Here is a 25,678-nt window from a genome sequence, read left to right as displayed (position 1 = left end):
CATGTGGAACGACTTGAACACTTTGGCCACCCAAATGGGTGAGCGACACATCCTTGAGTTATTTAATGAGACGCGCGCTGACGACTTCGCCGTGCAGACCCAATTCATGCGGTTTGATTATGCCAAGACAAACATAGACGCAGCCACGCGTGATGCATTGTTGGCCCTCGCTGATGCGGCCGGCGTCCCGGCGCGACGCGACGCGATGTTCTCCGGGAAAAAGATCAACGAGACGGAAGGGCGGGCAGTGCTGCATACCGCCTTGCGCAATCTCGATGGTGGCCCGGTGATCGTGGATGGTCAGGACGTCATGCCAGAGGTGCTTGCGACGCTGGACCGGATGGCGGTCTATGCCGAAGAGGTGCGCCGCGGAGCGATCACTGATGTGGTGAATATCGGGATCGGCGGATCTGACCTTGGGCCCAGCATGGCGGTGCAAGCCTTGTCGCCATACCGTGACGGCCCGCGCTGTCATTTCGTGTCCAATGTGGACGGTGCTCATATCGCGGATGTGCTGCGGGAACTGGATGCGAAAACGACACTTGTGATTGTCGCCTCCAAAACTTTTACAACGATCGAAACCATGACCAATGCGCGCACTGCGCGGGCGTGGATGCTTGATGGTGGGGGCGATCCTGCGACCCAATTCGCGGCCCTATCCACTGCCGAAGACAAGACAGCAGATTTCGGCATTCCGTCCGAGCGTGTCTTTGGGTTCGAAGACTGGGTCGGCGGGCGCTATTCCATGTGGGGGCCTATTGGGCTGTCAATTATGCTGGCCATTGGCCCTGACGGTTTCCGTGCTTTTCTGCGCGGCGGGCAAGAGATGGATCGCCACTTTTGTGCCGCGCAAGGCACGGAAAACATGCCGCTGATGCTTGCCCTTGTCGGCATCTGGCATCGGCAAGTTCTGGGTCATGCCACGCGCGCGGTGTTGCCCTATGACCAAAGGCTGGGGCAATTACCCGCTTACCTGCAACAGCTCGAGATGGAATCAAACGGGAAGTCGGTTGGCATGGATGGCCAACCGTTGCCGGTAGACAGCGGTCCTGTGGTCTGGGGCGCGCCCGGCACCAATGGACAGCACGCGTTCTACCAGTTGATCCACCAGGGCACGTCTGTGATCCCCTGTGAATTCATGGTGGCCTGTGACGGGCACGAGGATGACCTGAAACACCATCACGACCTGCTCATCGCCAACTGCTTTGCTCAGTCCGAGGCTCTGCTGCGCGGCCGCGATCTTGACGAGGCGCGCGGCAAGGTAGCGGGTAAGTTCGAAGGGGCGGAACTGGAACGCCAAGCTGCCCACCGCGTCTTTGCGGGAAACCGTCCGTCGATCACGCTGATCTATCCAAAGCTGGACCCGTTCACGCTGGGGCAGATCATCGCCCTTTACGAACATCGGGTCTTTGTCGAAGGGGTGATTTTGGGCATCAATTCCTATGATCAGTGGGGGGTCGAATTGGGCAAGGAATTGGCCACAGCACTTCAACCTGTGATCGAAGGATCAGAAGTGCCTGCGGACAAGGACGGCTCGACCCGCGCCCTCGTCAGTTACCTGCATACCCATAAAAAATAGGCTTTTCCGCAGGCGGAAAGCCGTGCATGCGTCAGCGATTATCCGCTGGCGTATGCTTACCTATGGGGGAATACCTGACCTAACCCCCGGTTGCATCGACCCATTTTGGCGCCCTACAATTGCAATGGGGCGCAGCATATTTTCGCCCTTCTATTTTTATGACTCAAATTCAGGAGGCCTGATTATGGCTGGAACTCAACACGGGCTCACGCGGCTCGACCAACTCGTAAAGACTTGTATCCACGCAAACGGACCGTCACGCCCGTTTGCGCAGACCCTTGGCCGGGTCATGCCACCCAACCCGGTGCATATTTCCAACATCACCCATGCAGATGTGATCGCCGCACTTGATGAATTGTCTCAAAGCATGGGCGTGAACGGAAACACCGATGGGCCAGCGGACGCAGGTATGACCTTCTTTGGTCAGTTCGTGGATCACGATATCACGCTGGATGCCACATCCGCCCTTGGCACCCGGATTGATCCCGCAACTATCCCGAATGTGCGCACGCCGTCCCTTGATTTGGACTGTGTCTACGGCGCAGGCCCCGAGGCGTCGCCGACGCTGTATGGCGCGGGCGATGCAGAACAGTTCTTGATGTTCGGTCGCAAGGACAACCCGCGCGATCTGGCACGCACTTGTGCAGGCAAGGCGCTGATCGGCGACTTTCGCAATGACGAGAACATCATCGTCGCCCAAATACAGGCGGTGTTTATCGAGTTGCATAACCTGTTGATGAGCAAGCGGGTAGAAGGTGGTGGCGAGGCTGATGACATCAAAGCCTGCGCCCACGACGGCATCGACAAGCATATCTGGCACGACCATGTTAGCCCGAAGCTGTCGAATTTCGAAGAGGTCCGCCGCTTTATCCGGCTACACTACCAATGGATGGTGTGGTGCGAGTTGCTACCTTCCTTTATTGAGCAAGAGTGTCTGGATTGGGCGCTGAAAGACCCGAATCCATTTGGTTGGGACGCTCCAGTGATGCCTGTTGAGTTCACCGGGGCCGGGTACCGCTTTGGCCATGCGACCACACAGTTTGAGTACGTACTGACCAATGGTGGCGATCCCAAGGGGCTGTTCGCGCTGCCCGGCTTTGGTCCGCGCCCTGTCGATGGCAACATAGAAATGGCCATGTGGTTCGAAATGAATGGCGCGGTTTCCTCTCAAAAGGCGCGCCCCGTTGGCCCTCATCTGGGTCTGCCTTTGCTGAACCTGCCTTTCGTGCATGCACCCATCGAACTTGCGGATATCGAGGAAACGCTAACTCTCGATCAATCTCGCAATTTGGCGCTGCGCAACATGGTACGCGACCGCTACACCTACCAACTGGCCAGTGGTCAGCAGCTTGCGGCCAAGTTGGGGACCAAAGTGCTGCCTGTTCCGGATATCCTGAAGCACAAAGGGTTCACCAAAACTCCGCTGTGGTTCTACTGTCTCCAAGAGGCCGAAGCGCACGGCAGCGGTAAGCTGACCGGGGCAGGGGGTAAGTTGGTGGCGTCTGTCTTTGCCAACCTGTTGCGGCGCGACCCGACAACCTTCATTCATATGCCGCACTTCAAGCCGTGGCATGGGTTCAAGGGTCAGCCGAGCGTGATGGCAGGCATCATCGCCTACATCGATGCCAACCGGGCCCATATGAAGCACGTAGAAGAGCTGCAATGCGGCTAAAACGTAGCGCAAGGCGGGGGTAGCTCCGCCTTGCATCTCCATCAAGTGCGCTCATCAGACTTGCATGGGCGCGTGCGCCTTGGCAGGGTTCCCTACAACTGGGGGCAAAAACAACGACTCCCTTCAAACAACTGAATGGGAGGTGCCAAATGCTTGGCCAAATGATGAATTTCCCTCTGACCATCGGATCACTTGTGGATCACGCCGCGCGTTTCCATGCTGAGACAGAGATCGTGTCCGTAAACACTTTGGGCGGCGCCGAAGTCACAACATGGGGTCAGGTCGGAGCGAAGGCGCACCGGCTGGGTGATGCGTTGACGAAACTGGGGCTGGATCCGCAGACCCGCTGTGCCACGATCGCGTGGAATAACCGCCGCCATCTTGAGATTTACTTTGGCGTCTCCGGGGCAGGTTTTGCCTGCCACACGATCAATCCGCGCCTTTTTCCCGAACAACTGATCTACATTATCACACACGCAGAGGATCGCGTGCTGTTTATCGACAAGAGCTTTGTCCCGCTGGTCAAGGCCATCCGGGATCAGATCCCATGCGTCGAACATATCGTGTTGATGGGTGGAGAAGACGCAGATGCGGCCGCCATGATCGATGGCTTGAAGTTCTACGATGACCTCATCGCCACTGGCTCGCCCGACTTCGAATGGCCCGAATTTGACGAAAACACAGCCTCTTCCTTGTGTTATACCTCGGGAACAACAGGGAACCCCAAAGGTGTTCTCTATTCGCATCGCACAACGGTGCTGCATGCCTTGGCCGCGAACACGCCCGATTGCATTGGCTTTTCGGCGCGCGACGTGGTTTTGCCCGTGGTGCCGATGTTCCACGTTAACGCATGGGGGACACCCTATGCCTGTGCGCAGGTCGGCGCGCGTATGGTTCTGCCAGGCCCGGGTCTGGACGGTCCATCGCTGGTATCGCTTATCGATGCGCATCGCGTGAACATTGCCCTTGGTGTGCCAACGATCTGGCAGGGTTTGTTGGCAGAGGCCAAGAAATCGGGCTCAAAACTAGCCAGCCTGACGCGCACCGTGGTAGGTGGTTCGGCATGTCCACCTTCGATGATGGCGACCTTCCGTGACGACTATGATGTCGAAGTGATCCACGCATGGGGCATGACCGAGATGTCTCCGCTTGGTTCATCCAACCAACCGTTGGCAAAGCACGCTGATCTACCCATCGAAGAGCAACATACCTTGCGCGAAAGTCAGGGGCGCCCGCCTTGGGGTGTTGACCTCAAAATTGTGGACCCGGACGGCAAGGAATTACCGCGCGACGGGGTGGCACAAGGAGATTTGATGGTGCGAGGGCATTGGATACTAGATGCCTATTTTCAATCAACGGCGGCGGAAACTCTAACTGAGGGCTGGTTTCATACCGGCGACGTGGCCACGCTGGATGCTGATGGCTATCTGTCGATAAAGGACCGGTCCAAGGACATCATCAAATCTGGGGGGGAATGGATTTCGTCCGTAGATCTGGAAAACATCGCGCTTGCGCATCCCGAACTGGCGGATGCGGCGGTGATCGGTGCGCGGCACGAAAAATGGGACGAACGGCCCGTGTTGATCGCTGTACGTGCCGAAGGGCATGCCCCCAGCGAAGAGGCTGTGTTATCGATCTTTGAGGGCAAAATCGCCCGCTGGCAGGTACCTGATCGGGTTGTTTTCACGGATGTGCTGCCACGCAATGCGACCGGCAAAGTGTTGAAGCGGAACTTGCGCGACACGTTCGGGGATGTCTTGATCGGCTAAAGCCGGCGAACAATGCTGGAAGTGTTGGCCCACATGAGTGGGTCGCATGGTTGTCCCATGGTGCGCCAAAAGTGTTCGAAAACTCGTTCTTTATTGAGGGTACCCCCACCAATTGCCTTGGATTTTTCGCGATCCTGCGCCGTTGGCACCACATTCTTGAGGCATCCAGCTCAGTAAGGGCGGTGATTTCAATGGCCGCTGGCGAAAGATTGGGCAGCAGTGGCCATATATACAGATCAAACGATTGCCGGAAATTACGATCCGGGCGCGTCGTCAACTCCGTTTACGGCAACCATCATTACGATGGAGATCAATGACGCTGACAATGATAACGTGATCCGTGCGGATGGCGGTGATCAGGTTAACGGCAGCAACGTGACCGCTGTTTGGGTTGGCGACACGATAGTCCTCAATGGCGAAACCATCTCAGGCGTGACCTTTTACACCGCTGACGGTGGCCGGTACTTCACTCCAGACGATGACACTGTTCTGGAAGATGGCACGATCACTGCACAGACCTTTGTCACTGGGAGCACACAGTTCCCGGTTGGCGATTTTGGACCACCGTGCTTTGTCGTCGGAACCCGGATAAGAGTGCCCGGTGGGCAGGTGCCGGTCGAAAAAATTGGCGTTGGCGACCTTGTCGAAACGCGGGACCACGGGGCGCAGAGGGTATGCTGGATCGGTTCGAGAACGGTAACCGGGCAGGGCGCCTTTGCACCGGTTCACATTCAACGTGGCGCGCTTGGCAACGCAGATCCACTGACCGTGTCGCCCCAGCACCGCATCATGATCGACGATTGGCGCGCTGCGTTTTATCTGGGCGATGACGAAGTATTGTGTTCGGCCCAAATGCTGGTCAACGGCGAGACGATCACCCGAGAAGCGTGCCCGACCGTCAAGTATGTACATTTCATGTTTGACCGCCACGAAATTGTTTATGCCAATGGCGTTGCTGCCGAGAGTTTTCTGCCCGGTGAATATTTATGTCACGAAAACAGTTCTTTGCGCACCGAGATAGATGTGGTTTTCCCTGAGCAGAGTGCGGTTAAATTGCAGATGGCTGCCGCACGGCGGATTGTCCGCTCTTTCGAGGCGCATTTGATTCTGCCTACTATTGATCAGTCCATGATCCGAGCCGCTTGAGATTCTCGGGGTGTGGCGTCTCGCAAGCAACAAAAAGCTGGACGCAAGGAATGCCCGGCGCCCAGCCTTAAGTTTTTTAGTCCGGCCTTTACCCGACCAGCGCGCCGTCTGTCCGTTTGACCACAACGATAGACGACCGTGGCAGCGACCCTTCACCGTCAGGGAATGGTGCGCCCGGGTGCTGGATGCCGACAAACATCGTCCGCCTGTCGCTGGACCACGTGAGGCCCGTTACTTCTGACCCGTTCGGGCCCGTAAGGAAGCGGCGGATTTCACCTGTGACCGGATCACCGGCCAGCATCTGGTTGTTGCCCATGCCCTCGAATTCACCCTCGTTATCGTCGTTACCGTCTGTTTGAATCCACATGATGCCAGTCGAGTCGAACATCATCCCGTCGGGTGCGTTGAACATGTTCCCTTCGTTGATATTGGACGAACCTTTGTAGGCGCCTTCCTGATTGGTCGGGTTGCCGGCCATCACGTAAAGGTCCCAGTCGAAGGTGTTGGATGCGTGGTTGTCGCCCGAGGGGCGCCAACGCACGATCTGTCCATAGTTGTTGATCTCACGCGGGTTGGGCCCATTGGCCGACGTGTCATCGCCTCCGGCATTGGGTTTAACGCCACGGTTCTTGTTGTTCGTCAGGCAGCAATATCCTTCGACCGCTCTGGGGTTCACAGCTACCCATTCAGGCCGGTCCATTGTCGTCGCACCAACGGCGGAGGCCGCGATACGACTGAAAATGGCGATTTCAGGGGCTGACATACCCGTGGCTTCGGGGGTCAGTGCGATCCATTCACCGGTCTGGTCCATGTTGAACTTCGCCACGAACAACTGGCCTTCGCTCAGGAGGGTCGAGGTGTCGCCTCCCGGCACATATTTGTCCGCGCTTAGCCACTTGTACATGAACTCGCCACGCTCATCATCGCCCATATAGACGATCACCCGGCCATCGGGTGCCAGCGCATAGGCGGCGTTCTCGTGTTTGAAGCGGCCCAGGGCCGTGTGCTTGACCGGTGTGCTGTCGGGGTCAGCAGGGTCGATTTCCACGATGTAGCCTGCACGGTGTGGCTCATTCGGGTTTTTGGAGATGTCGAACCGCGGGTCAAACCCATGATAGTTATAGCGGTTTGCATCCACTTCAGTTTTTACGCCATAGCGCGAGAACCCGGCAACGTGCACGTCGTCCAGCTCTGGTGCTTCGGTGGTGCCGAAATAGCCGTTAAAGTTTTCTTCGCAGGTAAGATATGTCCCCCAAGGAGTGCGGCCAGCGCCACAGTTGTTGAACGTGCCAAGCGAGGCGGTTCCTGTCGGGTCGGCATCTGTCTTGAGTAGATCGTGACCTGCGGCAGGGCCGTCAATGACCATGGGCGTGTTGTGGTGGATGCGGCGGTTGAACGGGCTGTCCACGACAACCTCCCAGCCGTTTTCGCCTTCGGTCACTTCCATGACGCTCACGCCCTGGAAGTTTTGCAGGCGACGGACGTCGTCGGCAGATGTGGGCATGCCGTCCTCGGTGTGTGCGAGGTTGTAGTGGGAGTTCACATATTCTGAGTTCACAGCTAGCAGTTCGTGATTGCCGACCTTGAACAATTCCATCCCATCGGTGTTTTCGCCAAACACACGGTCTGACCCTTCTGTCGGGATGCCGGTGGCCGCATCAAAGGCAGGGGCGTCGGAGAACAGTGGATCACCCCAGCGCACCAGAACATCCCAAGTGTAGCCTTCGGGCACATGTACGGTGCCGTCTGTCTGGATCGGCAACTGTTCGAAGGCAAAGCGGTCTGACTGACCCGCCATCGCCGTCGTCCCTTTGAGCATGGCCGTGCCCATTACAGCAGCCCCGGACCCGAAGGCGAGCACGCCGCCCATAAAACCACGTCGCGAGATGGCCGCCTCTACAATGTCATCAAACCCCTGTACGTCCGGGCGGGGAAAGTTCATCTCATCCCAATCGTCGGGCGACATTTCATGCTGGTCGATATCTTTCATGATCGGCTCCATTCCTTGATTTTGTATCTGGGTGCGGCAGACGCGCAAAAGCGCGTTTGGCAATGGGCTAACGGGTTAATTCAAAGAAAATGTGACAGATCGCGGTTTATGCACAGAATAAAGATTCAACCATAGCGATTTAAGCGCTTATGCGCCGAGGGCGACCCTGCAGCGATATTGGATTTCTTGGGGCTAAACGTTTCAGACCGATGCCGTCAGGCAAAATGTCACTGTCCTCACAATAGTCATAACGGCTGAGGATGACGGCCGAATTACTGCAAGAGAGATGGAGCGGGTAACGAGAATCGAACTCGTAACTAAAGCTTGGGAAGCTGCCGTGATACCTTTTCACCATACCCGCCGCTGGGCTGCGGGCATAGACGCCAGCGCCTGCGCCGTCAAGCAGCAGTGCGGGCTTGAAACAGATTGATGACGGCCGGGATACGCACGCCATCGTGGGTTTCAAAAGGGGCGAAACGTAGTGCAATAGCATCGGACAAAGCTTTGCGATTTTCACTGGTGCCTTCGTGATACCGCAGTGCACTGTCGGCAGGGCCGATGCTACAGCATAGATCGCCAACGTCCCTCAAATCGCCAACTGGCGTCAGATGAAGATCGACTGTGGATACCTCAATGCTAACTAATCCCGCAGTTTCCAGGATTGAGGTGACACGGTCAGTGTCCTCGAATGCGAAGGGTCCAGGTTGTGTACGGTCCACTTTCGGCATCTCACCCAAAAGTTCTGTCGCCGCGCGCGCCGGCTCCATAAAGAATGGGTTTCGCGGGGCGGGCCCCCACGCGGCAAAGGTCAGCGCGCTGCCGGGAACAAGGGCAGCACTCATGTTTGCAAATGCCGCTGAGCTGTCTTCAAAAAACATAACCCCAAACCGCGAGATCAGGGCATCGAAGCTGCCTGGTTCAAAGGGCTCGGTTTGTGCATCCGAAAGCATCAGGCTTGTGTTGGCGTGGCCGGTGAGTCGGGTCTTGGCCAAATCCAGCATCGTGTCTGCAATATCCAGACCGGTGACGTGACCGGTGTCCCCAACGATGTCCGCGGCTTGCGCCACGCTGGCCCCGGTGCCACAGCCGATATCGAGTACCCGCTGGCCAGCCTGAAGCCGAGCGTGGGTCAGTACCAAGTCAAGAACGGGCTGCATCAGACAGTCAAGTTCGCTCTGCAACGTGACCCAGGCCGGGCCTGCGGATTTGCTCCAGAACTCTTCCTGATCTGTGTTGTTCATGCCCGTCTGCGCCTTCTCCGCCCGCCTGTTTCGTCGCCGCCAGTGTTGAAGCTAACGTCTGGCAAAGCAACGATTGAGTTGAGGATCGGGAAGGGTTCTACCGAGTTGGGGATGGCAGAAGCGTTTACGAAATGCTCCTGAAAGCGGGGTTCGATTGCGGTTTCGATCTTGTGGATGCGGTGAACGGTCTGTTCGATTTCGCCCCGTGCATCGCGATTTAGAAGCGCAATGCGCGCGCCAGTGCCTGCGGCATTGCCCGCCGAGGTGACCTTTTCCAAAGGAGCGTCGGGGATCATGCCGAGAACCATGGCGTGCTTGGGCGAAATATGCGCACCAAAAGCGCCAGCCAGCACCACGCGATCCACGCTGTCCACGCCAAATTTGTCCATCAGCAGCCGTGCACCTGAGTAGAGGGCCGCTTTGGCCATCTGGATTGCGCGGATGTCGGGGTTGGTGACTGAAATCAGCGGTCCGCCGTTGGCGGTGCCGTCATGCAGCACGTAAGCATGCGTGCGCCCGTCCTTGATCGAACGTGGGCTGCCGGTTTGTTCGGCGCTGCCAATCAGGCCTGAGGCATCGAGCAATCCGGCAAGACGCATTTCCGCAATTGCTTCGATAATACCAGACCCGCAAATCCCGGTGATGCCAGATGCAGCAGCAGCCTCGGCAAAGCCGTCTTCGTCCGACCACGCGTCCACGCCAATGATCCTGAAGCGGGGTTCTTTGGTGGCCGGGTCAATCTCGACCCGCTCAATCGCGCCGGGGGCGGCGCGCTGGCCTGCGGTAATTTGCGCGCCTTCAAAGGCCGGGCCTGTCGGAGACGAACAGGCCAGCACTTTGTCTTTATTACCCAGCAGAATTTCGGCATTGGTGCCCACATCGACCACCAAAACAAGATCTTCGGACTTGTCCGGCGCCTCGCTGAGCGCCACGGCAGCAGCATCTGCGCCCACGTGGCCTGCAATGCAGGGCAACAGGTAAACACGGGCAGACGGGTGAATATTGAGGTCGAGATCATCGGCCCGCAACCGCATCGATCCTGATGTGGCCAGAGCAAATGGTGCCTGACCCAACTCAAACGGATCAATGCCCAGCAGCAAGTGATGCATGACCGGGTTACAAACAAACACGGCATCTACGATCAGTTGTTTGTCTATGCTGCCTTCGGTAGCGATTTGCGTGATCAGCGCAGTCATTCCTTCGCGCACCGCGGCTGTCATTTCCTGCGCACCGCCTGCGTTCATCATCCCGTAGCTCACGCGGCTCATCAGATCTTCGCCGAAGCGAATTTGCGGGTTCATTATGCCGCTTGAAGCCACGACCTCGCCTGACAGCAAATCGCACAGGTGGCCCGCAATTGTAGTCGATCCAAGATCAACAGCGAGCCCATAGACAGTTCCGTCATAGTAGCCGGGCCAGATATGCATGATGCGCGGTGCGTTCTCTTCGTCCCCGAGGTGGATGGCGACGGTGACTTTCCAATCTCCCTTGCGCAGTACGGGTTGCAGGACGTGCAGGATGTGAAGATCAGCGTGAATGTTTTCAATGCCCCATTCCGCCTCAAGGGCGCGGACGAGCCGTTCCAGGTCGCCCGAAGGTTCGTGCATGTCTGGCTGTTCCACTTCAACATAAAACAGCTTGGTGGAGGGGTTGATGGTGATGTCACGGGCCTCGGCGCGTTTGCGCACGACTTGTTTGTGCACCTGACTTTCGGGTGGGACGTCGATGACAACATCATGCTGCACTGTGGCCTGACATCCCAACCGGCGCCCTTCGATGAGGCCGCGCTTTGATTTGTAGCGTTCCTCGACTGCGTTCCATTCCGACAGCGCATCGGCCGATACGGTCACCCCGTGCTTGGCAAATTCGCCCACGCCCGGCGTGATCTGGCACTTTGAGCAAATGCCCCGACCGCCGCAGACCGAGTCCAGGTCGACCCCAAGCTGGCGCGCTGCCGTCAGGATTGGTGTGCCGACCGCAAAATGACCGCGCTTTCCCGAGGGGGTGAAAACAACAAGGGGATCGGTGCTCATAGAAGCCTCTGTTTGGTTCATTGCGCTGAGCATAAGCACGTGCGCAGAAAGGAAAAGCCGTGATGCGACCTGCACACGCGTGACCGCGTCATTATTCAGGTGTTGGCTGTGGTCGACCGATCCTCTGAGGGGCAGGGGCTGAGCTCTTTCGACGCTGCATACTGACCCGCCGTCACATTCCCCGGGCATGAAAGATGAAGCCCAAAAGGTTCATCAAAACCTGCGCCGCCAGAATGGCTGTGCTGCCTGTTGGGTCATAGTCGGGTGCTACTTCAACCAGATCTATACCGACAATGTCATTTCGGCGTGCCACCTGCTGGAGCATCTCTAGTACGTCGTAATACAGAAAACCGCCGTGGCTGGGCGTGCCTGTGCCTGGCGCGATCGAGGGACAGAATGCGTCGATGTCGATCGTGATATACACCCGCGCACCTTCAGGGATGTGTTCGATCACCGCACGGGGACCCATGGCGCGTGCCTGGCGAACGGACAAGATGTCAGACCCCATCGCGCGCGCGTCCTCATAACCCTCACGCGCTGTGGAACTGACATTGCGGATGCCCACTTGGGTCAACCCGGTCACATAGTCCTGTTCTGCCGCGCGCCGCATTGGGTTGCCATGTCCGTGGCGCACACCGTGGCGTTCGTCCACGAAATCCAGATGCGCGTCAATTTGAAGAACGTGTATGTCGCCCTGACCATCAAAGGCCCTGATGCAGGGGATGTTGATCGAATGGTCGCCACCGATAGTCACGGGCAAGGCCCCCGCAGCCAGTGCAGCCCGTACGCCCGTTTCGATGTTGCGATGTGAGCCAACGGTGTCTGTGTGGATGATATCGGCATCCCCCATATCCACGATCCCGACGGTGTTGGGCAGATAGGTGGCGTCATCCTCGTGATCATAGGCGCCACCATGGCCAAAACTGAACAAGGTTGAAGCTTCGCGCACCGCGCGCGGCCCAAACCGCGCTCCTGATCGCCACTGTGTTCCGGCATCGAAAGGCGCACCCAGAATGGCCACATCTGCATCGAGCTTATCCCAGTCTTCGACATAGGGCCGCTTTCCAAAGGTCGAAATGCCCACAAACGGCAGGTTCAAGCGGCCCGTGTCATAGCTGTTGGTCATTGGGTCGCGCTCCTCGCTCTGTGCAGTTGGTCCATGTTTGACGCAGGTGCCCGGGCAAGGAAAGACATCTTAATGCCGTTCCTTGCCAATCCACAGCATGCGCACAGGAAAACAGCGCTGCAGCCCTTTCCATTCCCAAAGGGCCGTGACATACGAAATCGTCAAACGAACCCTCCCCAAGGAGACCGCCATGGAGATTCGCGAGGCACTTACCTTTGATGATGTTCTGCTTGTGCCGGCCGCTTCCAGCGTGCTGCCAGCGACTGCGGACACCCGTACGCAGGTGACCCGGGCCATTGGGCTGAACATCCCACTTCTCAGTTCAGCGATGGACACGGTGACCGAGGGGCGGATGGCCATTGCCATGGCGCAGGCCGGTGGCATGGGCGTTGTGCACCGCAACCTTGATGTAGAGGCGCAATCCCGCGAAGTCCGCCGCGTCAAACGTTTCGAAAGCGGAATTGTTTACAACCCAATTACACTGACGCCTGATCAGACGTTGGCAGATGCCAAGGCGCTGCAGGAACGTTACCGCGTCACCGGCTTTCCGGTCGTTGATGAAAAGGGACGTGTGCTGGGCATCGTGACCAACCGCGATATGCGGTTTGCCAGTGATGATGCGACACCTGTTTCTGTCATGATGTCTTCGGACAATCTGGCAATCTTGCATGAACCCGCCGACCGCGAAGAGGCCATCAGCCTGATGAAGTCCCGGCGGATTGAAAAACTCTTGGTCACCGATGGGACTGGCAAACTGACAGGCCTTTTGACGCTGAAGGACACCGAACAGGCCGTCCTGAACCCGACGGCTTGCAAGGACTCGCTAGGACGTTTGCGCGTAGCGGCGGCCTCGACGGTTGGAGATGCTGGGTTTGAGCGGGCTGAGGCGCTTGTCGATGCCGGTGTAGATATGATTGTTATCGACACAGCACACGGGCACTCCGAAGGAGTTGCTGCGGCCGTACGCCGCGCTAAATCACTGTCCAATGAAGTTCAGATTGTAGCCGGGAATGTGGCCACAGGTGCGGCAACCCGCGCGCTGATTGATGCTGGCGCGGATGCGATCAAGGTCGGTATCGGTCCGGGCTCCATTTGCACCACCCGCATGGTCGCAGGCGTGGGTGTGCCGCAGTTGACGGCGATCATGGACTGTGCTGCCGCCGCTGGTGATGTGCCAGTGATTGCAGATGGTGGCATCAAGTTCTCTGGCGACTTTGCAAAGGCAATTGCAGCGGGCGCATCGTGCGCGATGGTCGGTTCCATGATTGCAGGCACCGATGAATCTCCGGGCGAGGTGATCCTGTATCAAGGCCGCAGCTTCAAATCCTATCGTGGAATGGGCAGCCTTGGTGCTATGGCGCGTGGTTCGGCGGATCGGTATTTCCAGAAAGATGCGGCCAGCGACAAACTGGTGCCAGAAGGGATCGAGGGTCAGGTGCCCTATAAGGGGTCTGCCGGGACGGTCATTCACCAGCTTGTTGGCGGATTGCGCGCAGCTATGGGGTACACTGGCTGTGCAACTGTCGATGAAATGCGCAAGAACTGCGATTTTGTGAAGATCACCGGGGCAGGCCTCAAGGAAAGCCACGTGCATGATGTGCAGATCACACGGGAATCCCCAAACTATCGCATCATGTGATAAATCAATATGTTGAACATTTTAATTGATGTGACTTTCGCGCTATGACACCCGGCGCTCGCATCGCTGCAGCGATTGAAATTCTTGACAGCATCCAAAGTGGTCAACCGGCCGAACTCGCGCTGACCCGATGGGCCCGCAGCAGCCGCTTTGCAGGCTCTGGAGACCGCGCCGCCATTCGCGACCATGTCTATGATGTCCTGCGAAACACGCGCAGCGATGCCTGTCTCGGGGGCGGTGATACGGGGCGTTCCCTGTTGATCGGGCGTTTGCGAGCCGAAGGCGCAGACATCTCTGAGCTGTTTAACGGTGTTGGTCACGCGCCTGAGCCGCTGAGTCCAACAGAACTGTCAGCTGGTGAATCTCCGCAAGCGCGAGAAGATATCTGGAACTTGCCGGGTTGGCTAGCGGACGCATTCACTCAAAGTCTTGGTGAACGGGCCCAAGCAACGGCCCAGGCGCTTACTTTGCGCGCACCCGTTACCCTTCGTGTGAACACCAACAAAACAAACCTCTCGGAGGCACTGGCCCGATTGCAGGACGAGGGCATCGAGACGACGGAAAACCCGCGTGCTGAAACAGCCTTGACCATCACAAGAGGCCCACGTCGCTTGCGCAATTCGTCCAGCTATCTCAACGGCTTGGTCGAATTGCAGGACGGTTCCAGCCAGGCGGCGGTAGCGGGGGTAAAGGGCGCGGGAACGGCGCTTGATTATTGCGCCGGCGGCGGCGGCAAAGCTTTGGCGCTCGCAGCATCTGGTTGGCGTGTCACTGCTCACGACATCGATGCAAACCGAATGCGCGATCTCCCGGCCCGAGCGTTAAGAGGCAATCACGAGATTGCATTATGCGCACCGGAGGACATTGATCATGCCCGCACGTTTGATCTCGTTTTTTGCGACGCACCGTGTTCGGGCTCGGGGACATGGCGGCGTGCGCCAGAGGCCAAATGGGCGCTCACTCCGGAGAAGTTGCAAGACCTAATGGGGATGCAGGCACAGGTTTTGGATGCGGCGCAGGATCATGTCGCTCCGGATGGGCAACTGATCTATGCGACCTGCTCCGTTCTGAACGAAGAGAACGAAGGTCAAGTTGACGCTTTTCTTGGACGATTCCCGCAGTGGCAGGTGACGCACTTGCAGCGATGGGACGTTGATGACTGGGGCGATGGATTCTTTGTGGCGCATCTGGTGCGGCACTAAGCCGATTCACCTCAGGTGCTCAACCTAAAGTATAGCTACATTTCTTAAAGTTGTGCTACAGATAGTGTTGGACCACGTTGAATTTACGCGTGGTTTAAGAGCTAGTTAACCGTTTTCGCTGCAAAACGTTGGGAACGAATCGACAAGCATGAGGTGTTCGGTGACTGACAGCGCGCTTTCTCAGAGCAGGCTTTCGCAGGTTGCGCGGGACGGATCACATCGCATACTCGCCGTGTTTGGGGGCTCTGTCTTGTTTGGCGTCATGGCGTATTTCGCACCTGAACCGCTTGTTCAATTGGGGTTGGCGGCGGCAGCGGCTGCGTTGATGGGCCTTGCTGGTGCCATCACCCTGTCTGCAAGAAGCACGCGTATGCGCACCAACATGGCAATCGCCGCCATTGCCAATTTTATCGAGAAAGACGGCTCTCCGAGCTTCGTTTGTACGCCTGATGGCGAGGTGATGCGGGCCAACGCCGCGGCGCGTCAGATGTTTTCGACCCGGCGTGGTGAAACGCTCGCGGGAACGCTTCGCAATACATTTGCCAACCCTGGCGGTATCATCTTCAGGCTGAAATCGGCGGCGCAGGCCGAAAATGGTGCGGCGCGCGAAGATATTGTGACGCGGAAAGGGCACATGCGACTTGCGGTCCACGCGATGGATTCTGATCAATTGCTTTGGCGCCTTGAGGCGGTTGCAGAAGCCGGGCAGGGGCGTGGTGCTGACGGGCCCAGCCTGCCGATGCTGATGACGGGTCGAACCGGCGCCGTGCTGTACATGAACGAGGGTGCACGCAGTTTGATCGGCGGGCGATCCAAATCACTGGACGCCATTTTTGATTCAATGCCTGTCCGCTTCGGCAGAGTGAACCAGATCACGACGTCTGAGGGGCAAATGAATGTGCTTGCGACAAAGGTGGACGCGGGTGCCGGCCGGAAAGCAATTTACCTGTTGCCGCCGGGCGAAGAAGTGACCGAGAGTGCTTCGACATCCTGGTCCTCTTTTGAAGATCTTCCTGTGCCATTGGTGCGGTTCTCGCCCGAAGGCGAAGTGTGCAAGTTCAATCGCAAAGCCGCCGATCTTATAGGTGTCGATCTCTTCGACGGTGTTCACATCTCTAAATTGATGGAGGGATTGGGCCGCCCGATTACCGATTGGCTGAACGAAACAGTGTCAGGGCGTGCAGTGCAGCAGTCCGAGTTCTTGCGTTTGAAACGCACAGACAAAGAGATGTTTGTGCAAGTCGCGCTGAACCGCATGACTGATGAGGGCGAGACATCAATCGTTGCCGTACTTGCCGACGCAACAGAACTCAAAACGCTGGAAGCCCAATTTGTTCAAAGTCAAAAGATGCAGGCGATTGGTCAGTTGGCAGGCGGTGTTGCGCATGACTTCAACAACCTGCTGACCGCGATTTCCGGGCATTGCGACCTCTTGCTTCTTCGCCACGATCAGGGTGATCCGGATTACAGCGATCTGGTTCAAATCAATCAGAATGCCAACAGGGCCGCTGCACTGGTGGGTCAGCTTCTGGCCTTTTCACGCAAGCAAACTCTACGCCCTGAAGAATTGGATTTGCGCGACACGATGTCTGATCTCACCCACCTGTTGAACCGGTTGGTTGGTGAGCGGGTGCGGCTGTCTCTTTCCCATGACCCAGTTCTAAAACCCATTCGTGCTGATAAGCGTCAACTGGAACAGGTGCTGATGAACCTTGTTGTCAATGCACGTGACGCGATGCCCGACGGTGGCGAGATCCAGATTGAGACCGAATGCATCACTTTGAACGAACCGCTTGAGAGAGACCGGGTCAGCGTGCCTGTTGGCGATTACGTGTGTCTGCGCGTGATCGACTCAGGGATGGGCATACCTGCGGATAAGCTACAGAAGGTTTTTGAACCTTTTTATACAACCAAGCGGACAGGTGAGGGGACAGGTCTGGGGCTGTCGACGGCGTACGGTATCGTCAAGCAGACTGGCGGATTCATCTTTGTGGATAGCAATCTGACACAGGGGACGTGTTTCTCAATCATGTTCCCCGTGATCGAACAAGCGACACCCGCGCCTGCGAAATCGAGCAAAATCAATGTCAAAGTGGAACCTAAACATGGGGATGGTGTTATTTTGCTGGTTGAAGATGAAGCACCTGTGCGGGCCTTTGCGAGTCGGGCATTGCGTTTGCGCGGCTACACTGTTCTTGAGGCGGAATCTGCTGAAGCAGCTCTTAAGACGCTCGAAGATGAAAGCCTGAGTGTTGACTTGTTTGTTACGGACGTTGTCATGCCCGGCAAAGACGGCCCAAGCTGGGTTAGGGAGGCCCTGAAAGAGCGTCCTGAAGTGCGCGTGGTCTTTGTCTCAGGTTATGCCGAAGATCGTTTGAACAACCAAGAAGACAGCATTCCAAACTCTGTCTTCTTGCCCAAACCGTTTTCATTGAATGATCTTGCTGAGACCGTGCACAATCAATTGCACTGATCCCGCTTGATCGGATCAATCATTCGGAATGCTGTCATACAGCGCGAATTCTTCGGGGAACTTCCGCCTGTATCGCTGCGCGACTTCGTCACTCAGTGACACAGGTATGCCGGGTGAGACGTTTCTGCGTTCAAGTTCAAAGTCGACGCCTAGTCGGCTCAGGAGGAAGCTTTGCAACCGCGGTTGATCTTCGTATCGGAAGAGATGTGAAACGTGAGTGCCGTTTGGCTGACCTTCCAAAAACTTGAATTGGCTGCCAACGTCCGCATAGCCAGGTTTTTTGCCTTTCATGTATGCCAGAACGAAGTCATCAAAGCTGATCCCATGCGTCGCATTGGCCCTTCCCTGCATGAAGGGTCGTTGGCGAAACCGCCACCAGCTTCCAAGCCAGCTGATGGGTTCCCGCATCACCGCCATAACCTCCAAGTCAACATCGCATACTTTTGCAAACATTGGGCGTACAAAGCGGTTGTAGCGATAGACGGGCGCATGTTTCAGCATCGGCGGTTCCGAAATCACCAAATCTGCGTGATCCCGAAGCGCCGCCTCGTAGGCGGTTGTTCCAGTCTTCGGCACAGATAAGAACGCCAGTTTGGCCTTGTAAAATACCAGCAATTTCTGTGTCCTATCCGTTTTTCGTCAATCTGACCTTAGACGTAAACTACTCTTTAACCACTGGCGGCAAAAGGTAGGAACAGAGAATTTTATTGAAATGTTCCACTTTTGGTCCCATAAGGAACGCAAGGGGAACATCGAAGCGGCCGCGGCAGTGATTGCCGCCCCCGAGCGGGTATGACACAAAGGATAAAACAACATGGCAACGGCAGACCTTTTGACAATGACAGACAAAAAATCGGCAGACAAACAAAAGGCGCTGGACAGTGCGCTTTCCCAAATCGAGCGCCAGTTCGGCAAAGGCTCGATCATGAAGCTGGGCGACAAGGGTGCGGTGATGGATATCACGGCCAGTTCGACAGGATCGCTGGGGTTGGACATCGCACTTGGGATCGGCGGGCTGCCGATGGGACGGATCGTGGAGATCTATGGCCCTGAGTCTTCGGGTAAAACCACGTTGACGCTGCATTGCGTTGCAGAACAGCAAAAGTCCGGCGGTGTTTGTGCGTTCGTGGATGCCGAGCATGCGCTTGACCCGCAATACGCCAAAAAGCTGGGAGTGAACCTTGATGAATTGCTCATCTCTCAACCCGACACAGGCGAGCAGGCGTTGGAAATCACCGACACGCTCGTCCGCTCGGGGGCCGTTAATATGGTGGTTGTCGATTCGGTCGCTGCACTCACGCCAAAATCGGAACTTGAAGGCGACATGGGCGACAGCAGCGTTGGCGTTCAAGCCCGCCTGATGAGCCAGGCCATGCGTAAACTGACAGGATCGATCAGCCGATCCAATTGCATGGTGATCTTCATTAACCAGATTCGGATGAAAATTGGTGTGATGTTCGGCTCCCCCGAAACCACCACTGGTGGGAACGCGCTTAAATTCTATTCGTCCGTCCGTCTCGACATCCGCCGTATCGGCGCGCTGAAGGATCGAGACGAAGTGGTCGGCAATGCCACCCGCGTCAAAGTTGTCAAAAACAAAGTGGCGCCACCCTTCAAACAGGTCGAATTCGACATCATGTATGGCGAAGGCATTTCAAAGATGGGCGAACTGCTTGACCTTGGTGTGAAGGCGGGCGTTGTTGAGAAATCGGGATCCTGGTTCAGCTATGGCGACGAACGGATTGGGCAGGGACGTGAGAACGCCAAGTCCTTCCTAAAGGAAAACGATCGTATCGCGATCGAAATTGAGGACAAAATCCGCGCCGCGCACGGGCTTGATTTCGACATGGCTGAGAACGAAAAAGTCGAAGACGACGACATCCTCGAAGCGTGACCATTTGGGCTTGAGGGCAGCTAAAACTCCCCCGGCTCGTTAAGCGTGACATGAAACTTCCTATGACGGGGTGGTGCAACTGCACCATCCCGTTTCGTTTATGGACAGAGCGTGCGTGCAAGGATATGTGAGGGCGATCCTCCAGACGCCCAAGGTGCACGCAATGCCATCGCTTAACGAAATCCGCTCAACATTTCTGAATTACTTTGAAAAACAGGGACATGCGGTGGTGCCTTCCAGTCCACTGGTGCCGCGCAATGACCCGACCCTGATGTTTGTGAATTCGGGCATGGTCCAGTTCAAAAATCTGTTTACCGGTGTCGAAAAGCGCGATTACCAGCGCGCGACCAGTTCTCAAAAATGTGTGCGCGCCGGCGGCAAGCATAATGACCTCGACAACGTCGGTTACACTGCGCGCCACCACACCTTTTTTGAGATGCTGGGTAACTTCAGTTTTGGCGACTATTTCAAGGCTGAAGCAATCCCCTTTGCTTGGAACCTGATCACCAAAGAATTTGGTATCCCAAAGGATCGTTTGTCCGTTACCGTTTATCATACGGATGACGAGGCCTATGACATCTGGAAAAAACTCGGCGTTCCGGATGAGCGGATCATCCGCATCGCAACCTCGGACAATTTCTGGCAGATGGGCCCAACGGGTCCCTGTGGGCCGTGCACCGAAATCTTCTATGATCACGGCGACCACATCTGGGGCGGCCCTCCGGGCTCTCCTGAGGAAGATGGCGACCGGTTCATCGAAATCTGGAACATCGTTTTCATGCAAAACGAGCAGTTCGAAGATGGTTCGATGATCGATTTGGACATGCAGTCCATCGACACAGGCATGGGGCTAGAGCGTATCGGTGCACTGCTACAGGGTAGCCATGACAACTATGACACTGACCTGTTCAAGTCCCTGATTGAAGCGTCGGCGGATGTGACGGGCGTTGATCCATATGGGGATCAAAACGTGCATCACCGGGTGATCGCGGATCACTTGCGCTCGACCTCGTTCTTGATTGCGGATGGCGTTATGCCCTCAAATGATGGGCGCGGTTATGTGCTGCGCCGGATCATGCGCCGCGCCATGCGCCATGAACATTTGTTGGGAGCGAAGGACCCAGTGATGTACCGTCTGGTGCCCGCGCTGGTTCAGCAGATGGGCGCCGCTTACCCCGAGTTGGGTCAGGCGCAGCCTTTGATCACTGAGACGTTGCAGGCTGAAGAAGTCCGTTTCAAACAAACGCTGGAGCGCGGTCTTAAGCTGCTTGAGGACGAGGTGAATGGATTGGACGAGGGTGCCGATCTGCCGGGCACCGCTGCGTTCAAGTTGTATGATACGTTTGGGTTCCCGCTGGATTTGACGCAGGATGCCTTGCGCGAACAGGGGCGCGGTGTCGATACGGATGGCTTTGATGCCGCCATGGCCAAACAGAAAGCCAAGGCGCGCGCGGCGTGGTCCGGGTCGGGTGAGGCGGCGGATGCGACCGTCTGGTTCGATGTGGCAGAAGCCCATGGCGCGACTGAATTCCTTGGATACGACACTGAAACGGCGGAAGCTCAGATTGTAGCCCTCGTGATGGCCGGTTCCGAGGTGCAAACGGCCGGCGAAGGAAATGAAGTCCAAATCGCACTTAACCAAACCCCATTTTATGCGGAAAGCGGTGGGCAAGTGGGCGACACGGGCGTATTGCGCACTGACAGCGGCACCGTTGAGATTACAGACACCCGAAAGTCTGCTGATGTGTTTATCCACATCGGAAAGGTCACAAAAGGGAACGTTTCCAGTGGTGAAGCGGCTGTTCTTGAAGTCGATCATGCGCGACGTACGGCCATCCGGGCCAACCACTCAGCCACACATCTGTTGCATGAAGCCTTGCGTGGAGCCCTTGGGGATCATGTGGCACAGCGCGGCTCTCTCAATGCACCTGACCGGCTAAGGTTCGATTTTTCGCATGGCAAAGCTATGGATCTGGATGAGCTTGCCCGGGTTGAAGCTGAAGTGAACGGTTACATCCGCCAAAATGCTGCGGTCGATACGCGGATCATGACGCCGGATGACGCACGTGCGCTTGGGGCGCAGGCGCTCTTTGGCGAGAAATACGGTGATGAGGTGCGTGTCGTGTCGATGGGACGTCAAGGCGGTTCCGGTAAGGGAACGGGCGGAGACACTTATTCGCTCGAACTGTGTGGCGGCACGCATGTGCGTCAAACCGGCGAAATCGGGGCGTTCGTTACGCTTGGTGATAGCGCCTCAAGCGCAGGTGTGCGGCGGATAGAAGCGCTGACCGGACAGGCAGCGATGGATTACCGACGCAATCAGGACAAGCTGTTGGCCCAAGCGGCACTGGAACTTAAGGCGCAGGCGCAGGACGTGCCTGCCCGGATCAAGGGCTTGTTGGACGAACGAAAGGCACTGGCCGGGGAAGTCGCGCAGTTGCGCCGTGAATTGGCCATGTCAGGCGGCGGTCAGGCCACACCCGAGGCCGAGGATGTGAACGGGACAGCTTTCCTTGCACAGGTATTGAACGGCGTGACAGGCAAGGACCTGCCCGCACTGATTGATGAACACAAATCACGCGTTGGCAGCGGCGCCATCCTGTTGATTGCAGAAAGCGACGGCAAAGTGGCAGTGGCTGCGGGCGTGACGGACGACAAAACCGCCACTGTGAGCGCGGTTGATCTGGTGAAGGCTGCCGTTGCCGAGCTGGGTGGTAAAGGCGGCGGTGGCCGCCCGGACATGGCGCAGGGTGGTGCCAAGGATATCAACAATGCGGATGGCGCGATCGCCGCCGCCAAATCTGTTTTGGGAGGGTAACATGCCAGCACTTTGGATTGCACACGTCACGGTCACTGACGAAGAAGCCTACAAAAAATACGCGGCCGGCGCCGGTGTTGCCATCGCCGAACATGGTGGGACTTTCATTGCGCGCGGTGGGCGTTACGTGCAGCTGGAAGGCAAGGATCGGCCACGCAATGTAGTCGCCAAGTTTCCAGATGTGGAAACGGCAGAAAAATGCTATCATTCAGACGCTTATCAGGCGGCGCTCGCCTTTGCGCGCGGCGCATCTGAACGCGAACTTCTGATCGTCGAAACGTCTGAGTAAGCGACCAACCCCTTTGGCCAAGAGTATTGCAGGGTCTGGGGCAGAGCCCCAGTCCTGTGTCTAGCCCGCTCGTGCCATGCGCTTGCGTTCGTGCGGGTCCAGAAACCGCTTGCGCAGCCGGATCGCATTTGGCGTGACTTCAACCAATTCGTCATCGTCAATGTAGGCAATCGCCTCTTCCAGAGACATGGTAATCGGCGTTGTCAGACGCACCGCTTCGTCGGTACCAGAAGCGCGCACGTTTGTGAGCTTTTTGCCCTTCAGCGGGTTCACCTCAAGATCATTCTCCCGGCTGTGTTCACCAATGATCATGCCTGTGTAGACGTCAGCTTGCGCACCGATAAACATGCGCCCGCGCTCTTCGAGGTTCCAAAGGGCAAAGGCGACCGACTGGCCGTTTTCCATTGAGATCAGAACACCTGCGCGCCGCCCGGGGATCGGACCTTTGTGCGGCGCCCATTCGTGAAACACGCGGTTCAGCACACCCGTGCCACGCGTGTCCGTCAGGAATTCACCGTGATACCCGATCAGCCCACGCGATGGCACATGGGCTATGATGCGTGTCTTGCCAGCGCCCGCTGGCTTCATCTCGACCAGGTTGCCGCGCCGTACGCCGGTCAATTTTTCGATCACTGCGCCAGAGTATTCGTCATCTACGTCGATGGTCGCCTCTTCGATGGGCTCGTGGCGCACACCGTCGATCTCTTGAAACAGAACCTGAGGGCGCGAGATGGACAGCTCAAAACCCTCACGACGCATGTTTTCGATCAATACACCCATCTGAAGTTCGCCGCGACCGGCCACTTCAAAGGCGTCTCCACCGGGGGTGTCCGAGATTTTGATGGCGACGTTTGATTCCGCCTCTTTCATCAACCGCTCACGGATCACGCGGGACTGCACTTTTTTACCGTCCCGGCCTGCAAGGGGCGAGTCGTTGATGCCGAAGGTTACCGTGATAGTGGGTGGATCAATGGGCTGCGAGGGCAGGGCCTCGGATACTGAGGTGGCGACAATCGAGTCGGCCACTGTCGCTTTCGACATGCCTGCCAGTGACACGATGTCGCCCGCTTCGGCCATGTCGATTGGCTGTTGGCCCAGACCGCGGAAAGCGAGGATTTTTGTGCAGCGGAAATTCTCGATCAGCGAACCATCGCGCGCCAGCGCCTTGACGGTTTCGCCTGCCTTCAATGTTCCAGATTCAACGCGGCCTGTAAGGATGCGTCCGATGAAAGGGTCCGAACCCAGTGTTGTTGCCAGCATACGGAACGGTTCATCCCGCGCCTCGATTTGGGCGGGGGCAGGGACGTGGCTGACCACGAGGTCAAACAGCGCGGACAGGTCTTTGCGTGGCCCGTCCAGCTCCAAATCCGCCCAGCCACTGCGGCCAGAGGCATACATATGCGGAAAGTCGAGCTGTTCGTCATTGGCCCCGAGATTGGCAAAGAGGTCAAAGCATTCGTCCAACGCGCGGTCGGGCTCGGCGTCTGGCTTGTCCACCTTGTTCAGTACCACGATCGGGCGCAGCCCCAGCGCCAATGCCTTCGAGGTCACGAATTTCGTCTGTGGCATTGGACCTTCTGCTGCATCCACGAGGAGCACAACACCGTCAACCATGGACAGGATCCGCTCGACTTCGCCGCCGAAATCCGCGTGGCCGGGTGTGTCCACAATATTGATGCGGTGGCCTTGCCATTCCACGGATGTTGCCTTGGCCAGAATAGTTATCCCGCGTTCGCGTTCCAGATCGTTGCTGTCCATGGCCCGTTCGGTTGTGGCTTGGTTCTCACGATAGGTGCCAGATTGCTTCAGCAGTTCGTCCACCAGCGTGGTTTTGCCGTGGTCAACGTGGGCGATGATGGCGATGTTGCGCAGATCCATTTCGGGCCTCTTTCAAGCGGAAAAGCCCCGGATGCGGGGCTGTTGAGGGCGCCATATAGTGCCGCGTTGCAGAAAGAAAGGTCTGTTATGCGTGCCCGTGACGTCGCTAGTGCGTCGCACTGCCCGAGAACAGCTGGATCACCACGATACCGCCGATGATCATCCCCAGCCCAAGGATGGCAGCCAGATCCAACCCTTGCCCAAATACGACCAGTCCAATCAGGGAAATCAACACGATGCCCAAGCCGGACCATATCGCGTAGGCAATGCCGACCGGAATGTATTTCAAAACAACGCCCAAGAAATAAAACGCGACAGCATACGCAATCACCACAAGGACCGACGGCCAGAACTTGGTAAACTGGTTACTGGCCTGCAACGCAGTGGTGCCGATGGTTTCGGCGGCGACCGCAATGAACAGGTAAATGTAGGTCAATGGCATCAGTGCGTCCTTTCAAAGGGGGAGAGCGGTGCCGTCTTTAATCTCTTCCATGACAAAGCTTGCCGCGACATCTGCGACTGGCACAAGGTGAATAAGTTGCTGGTATAGGGCGTCATAGCCCGCCATGTCCCGGACCCGCGCGCGGATCAGGTAATCGAGATCACCCGTCATGCGATAGACGCTGAGAATATTGGGGATGGCGCGCGTCGCCTTTCTGAAATCCGTCTGCCAGTCAGGATCATGACTGTGAGTGCGCACTTGCATGAAAACCATAAGCCCAAGATCTGCGGCCTCTGGATCGACAAGCGCGACGCGCCCCGTAATGACTCCAGCCTCTTCGAGCGCTCTGATGCGCCGCCAGCAAGCGTTACGACTAAGGCCAATCGAGTCGCCCAGGGCCTCCAATGATTGAGTCGCATCCTGTTGCAATTCCTTCAGGATTCGCGCGTCTGTTTGGTCAAATTTCTCCATATACGAAAGATAGGTG

Annotated in this window: 18 protein-coding genes and 1 tRNA gene; 10 read left to right on the top strand and 9 right to left on the bottom strand. The window is 57.0% G+C overall.

Annotated elements, in window-relative coordinates; genetic code table 11:
* Position 1: 1 nt before the first annotated feature.
* The 4 genes from pgi (at position 2) to ABJD00_RS02625 (ending at position 6,166) form a co-directional block, all read left to right on the top strand.
* Entirely contained in the window at positions 2-1,579 is a 1,578-nt protein-coding gene (gene pgi / locus ABJD00_RS02640) for a glucose-6-phosphate isomerase (protein ID WP_413829256.1), read from the top strand.
* A 184-nt stretch (positions 1,580-1,763) separates the two neighbouring features.
* Positions 1,764-3,251 carry a peroxidase family protein gene (locus tag ABJD00_RS02635; protein ID WP_413829255.1) on the top strand — a complete coding sequence of 496 codons (1,488 nt, stop codon included), beginning with the start codon at positions 1,764-1,766 and terminating at the stop codon, positions 3,249-3,251.
* Positions 3,252-3,400: 149 nt separating this feature from the next.
* Positions 3,401-5,020, top strand: a complete 1,620-nt coding sequence (locus ABJD00_RS02630; protein WP_413829254.1) for a long-chain-fatty-acid--CoA ligase — start codon at positions 3,401-3,403, stop codon at positions 5,018-5,020.
* Positions 5,021-5,239: 219 nt separating this feature from the next.
* Positions 5,240-6,166, top strand: coding sequence for a Hint domain-containing protein (locus tag ABJD00_RS02625; RefSeq protein WP_413829253.1), 927 nt, complete (start codon positions 5,240-5,242; stop codon positions 6,164-6,166).
* A gap of 88 nt (positions 6,167-6,254) precedes the next feature.
* Here the strand turns inward: ABJD00_RS02625 and ABJD00_RS02620 are convergent, their stop codons facing one another.
* The 5 genes from ABJD00_RS02620 to speB form a co-directional block, all read right to left on the bottom strand.
* Positions 6,255-8,156: a PhoX family protein gene (locus ABJD00_RS02620; protein ID WP_413829252.1), complete on the bottom strand. Its 1,902-nt coding sequence runs from the start codon at positions 8,154-8,156 to the stop codon at positions 6,255-6,257.
* A 287-nt stretch (positions 8,157-8,443) separates the two neighbouring features.
* Positions 8,444-8,517: transfer RNA gene (locus ABJD00_RS02615), tRNA-Gly, on the bottom strand.
* 37 nt (positions 8,518-8,554) lie between these two features.
* The gene (locus tag ABJD00_RS02610) at positions 8,555-9,397 is read right to left on the bottom strand and encodes a class I SAM-dependent methyltransferase (protein WP_413829251.1); all 843 of its coding nucleotides are present in this window, start codon (positions 9,395-9,397) and stop codon (positions 8,555-8,557) included.
* Entirely contained in the window at positions 9,394-11,430 is a 2,037-nt protein-coding gene (locus ABJD00_RS02605; protein WP_413829250.1) for an ASKHA domain-containing protein, read from the bottom strand. Before ABJD00_RS02605 ends, ABJD00_RS02610 begins: the two co-directional genes overlap by 4 nt.
* A 172-nt stretch (positions 11,431-11,602) precedes the next feature.
* Positions 11,603-12,556 (bottom strand): agmatinase, encoded by a 954-nt coding sequence (gene speB / locus ABJD00_RS02600; protein WP_413829249.1) that lies wholly within the window; start codon positions 12,554-12,556, stop codon positions 11,603-11,605.
* Between the two features lie 190 nt (positions 12,557-12,746).
* Here speB and guaB point away from each other — a divergent pair, with 190 nt between their 5' ends.
* The 3 genes from guaB to ABJD00_RS02585 all read left to right on the top strand — a co-directional run bounded on the left by guaB (position 12,747) and on the right by ABJD00_RS02585 (position 17,870).
* Complete coding sequence (guaB, locus tag ABJD00_RS02595; RefSeq protein ID WP_413829248.1) at positions 12,747-14,195, top strand: IMP dehydrogenase; 1,449 nt, start codon at positions 12,747-12,749, stop codon at positions 14,193-14,195.
* A gap of 44 nt (positions 14,196-14,239) precedes the next feature.
* Entirely contained in the window at positions 14,240-15,397 is a 1,158-nt protein-coding gene (locus ABJD00_RS02590; protein ID WP_413829247.1) for an RsmB/NOP family class I SAM-dependent RNA methyltransferase, read from the top strand.
* Positions 15,398-15,659: 262 nt separating this feature from the next.
* Positions 15,660-17,870, top strand: coding sequence for an ATP-binding protein (locus ABJD00_RS02585; RefSeq protein ID WP_413829635.1), 2,211 nt, complete (start codon positions 15,660-15,662; stop codon positions 17,868-17,870).
* 15 nt (positions 17,871-17,885) lie between these two features.
* Here ABJD00_RS02585 and ABJD00_RS02580 read toward each other — a convergent pair whose 3' ends face one another.
* Positions 17,886-18,485: a gamma-glutamyl kinase gene (locus tag ABJD00_RS02580; protein WP_413829246.1), complete on the bottom strand. Its 600-nt coding sequence runs from the start codon at positions 18,483-18,485 to the stop codon at positions 17,886-17,888.
* Between the two features lie 199 nt (positions 18,486-18,684).
* Between ABJD00_RS02580 and recA the strand changes: the two genes are divergently transcribed.
* The 3 genes from recA to ABJD00_RS02565 all read left to right on the top strand — a co-directional run bounded on the left by recA (position 18,685) and on the right by ABJD00_RS02565 (position 22,871).
* Positions 18,685-19,764: a recombinase RecA gene (recA, locus tag ABJD00_RS02575; RefSeq protein ID WP_413829245.1), complete on the top strand. Its 1,080-nt coding sequence runs from the start codon at positions 18,685-18,687 to the stop codon at positions 19,762-19,764.
* A 163-nt stretch (positions 19,765-19,927) separates the two neighbouring features.
* The gene (alaS, locus tag ABJD00_RS02570; RefSeq protein WP_413829244.1) at positions 19,928-22,582 is read left to right on the top strand and encodes an alanine--tRNA ligase; all 2,655 of its coding nucleotides are present in this window, start codon (positions 19,928-19,930) and stop codon (positions 22,580-22,582) included.
* Between the two features lies 1 nt (position 22,583).
* The gene (locus tag ABJD00_RS02565; protein ID WP_413829243.1) at positions 22,584-22,871 is read left to right on the top strand and encodes a DUF1330 domain-containing protein; all 288 of its coding nucleotides are present in this window, start codon (positions 22,584-22,586) and stop codon (positions 22,869-22,871) included.
* Positions 22,872-22,931: 60 nt separating this feature from the next.
* Here ABJD00_RS02565 and typA read toward each other — a convergent pair whose 3' ends face one another.
* The 3 genes from typA to ABJD00_RS02550 form a co-directional block, all read right to left on the bottom strand.
* A complete protein-coding gene (typA, locus tag ABJD00_RS02560) occupies positions 22,932-24,749 on the bottom strand; it encodes a translational GTPase TypA (RefSeq protein WP_413829242.1) in 1,818 nt (605 codons plus the stop codon).
* A gap of 106 nt (positions 24,750-24,855) precedes the next feature.
* Positions 24,856-25,191, bottom strand: coding sequence for an SMR family transporter (locus ABJD00_RS02555; RefSeq protein WP_413829241.1), 336 nt, complete (start codon positions 25,189-25,191; stop codon positions 24,856-24,858).
* A 12-nt stretch (positions 25,192-25,203) separates the two neighbouring features.
* A complete protein-coding gene (locus ABJD00_RS02550; protein ID WP_413829240.1) occupies positions 25,204-25,662 on the bottom strand; it encodes an Lrp/AsnC family transcriptional regulator in 459 nt (152 codons plus the stop codon).
* Positions 25,663-25,678: the final 16 nt, after the last annotated feature.

Origin of the sequence: Tateyamaria sp. (assembly GCF_039945315.1) — a bacterium.
In the GTDB taxonomy this organism is placed as follows: domain Bacteria; phylum Pseudomonadota; class Alphaproteobacteria; order Rhodobacterales; family Rhodobacteraceae; genus Tateyamaria.
This window is presented reverse-complemented; position numbering and strand designations above follow the sequence as displayed.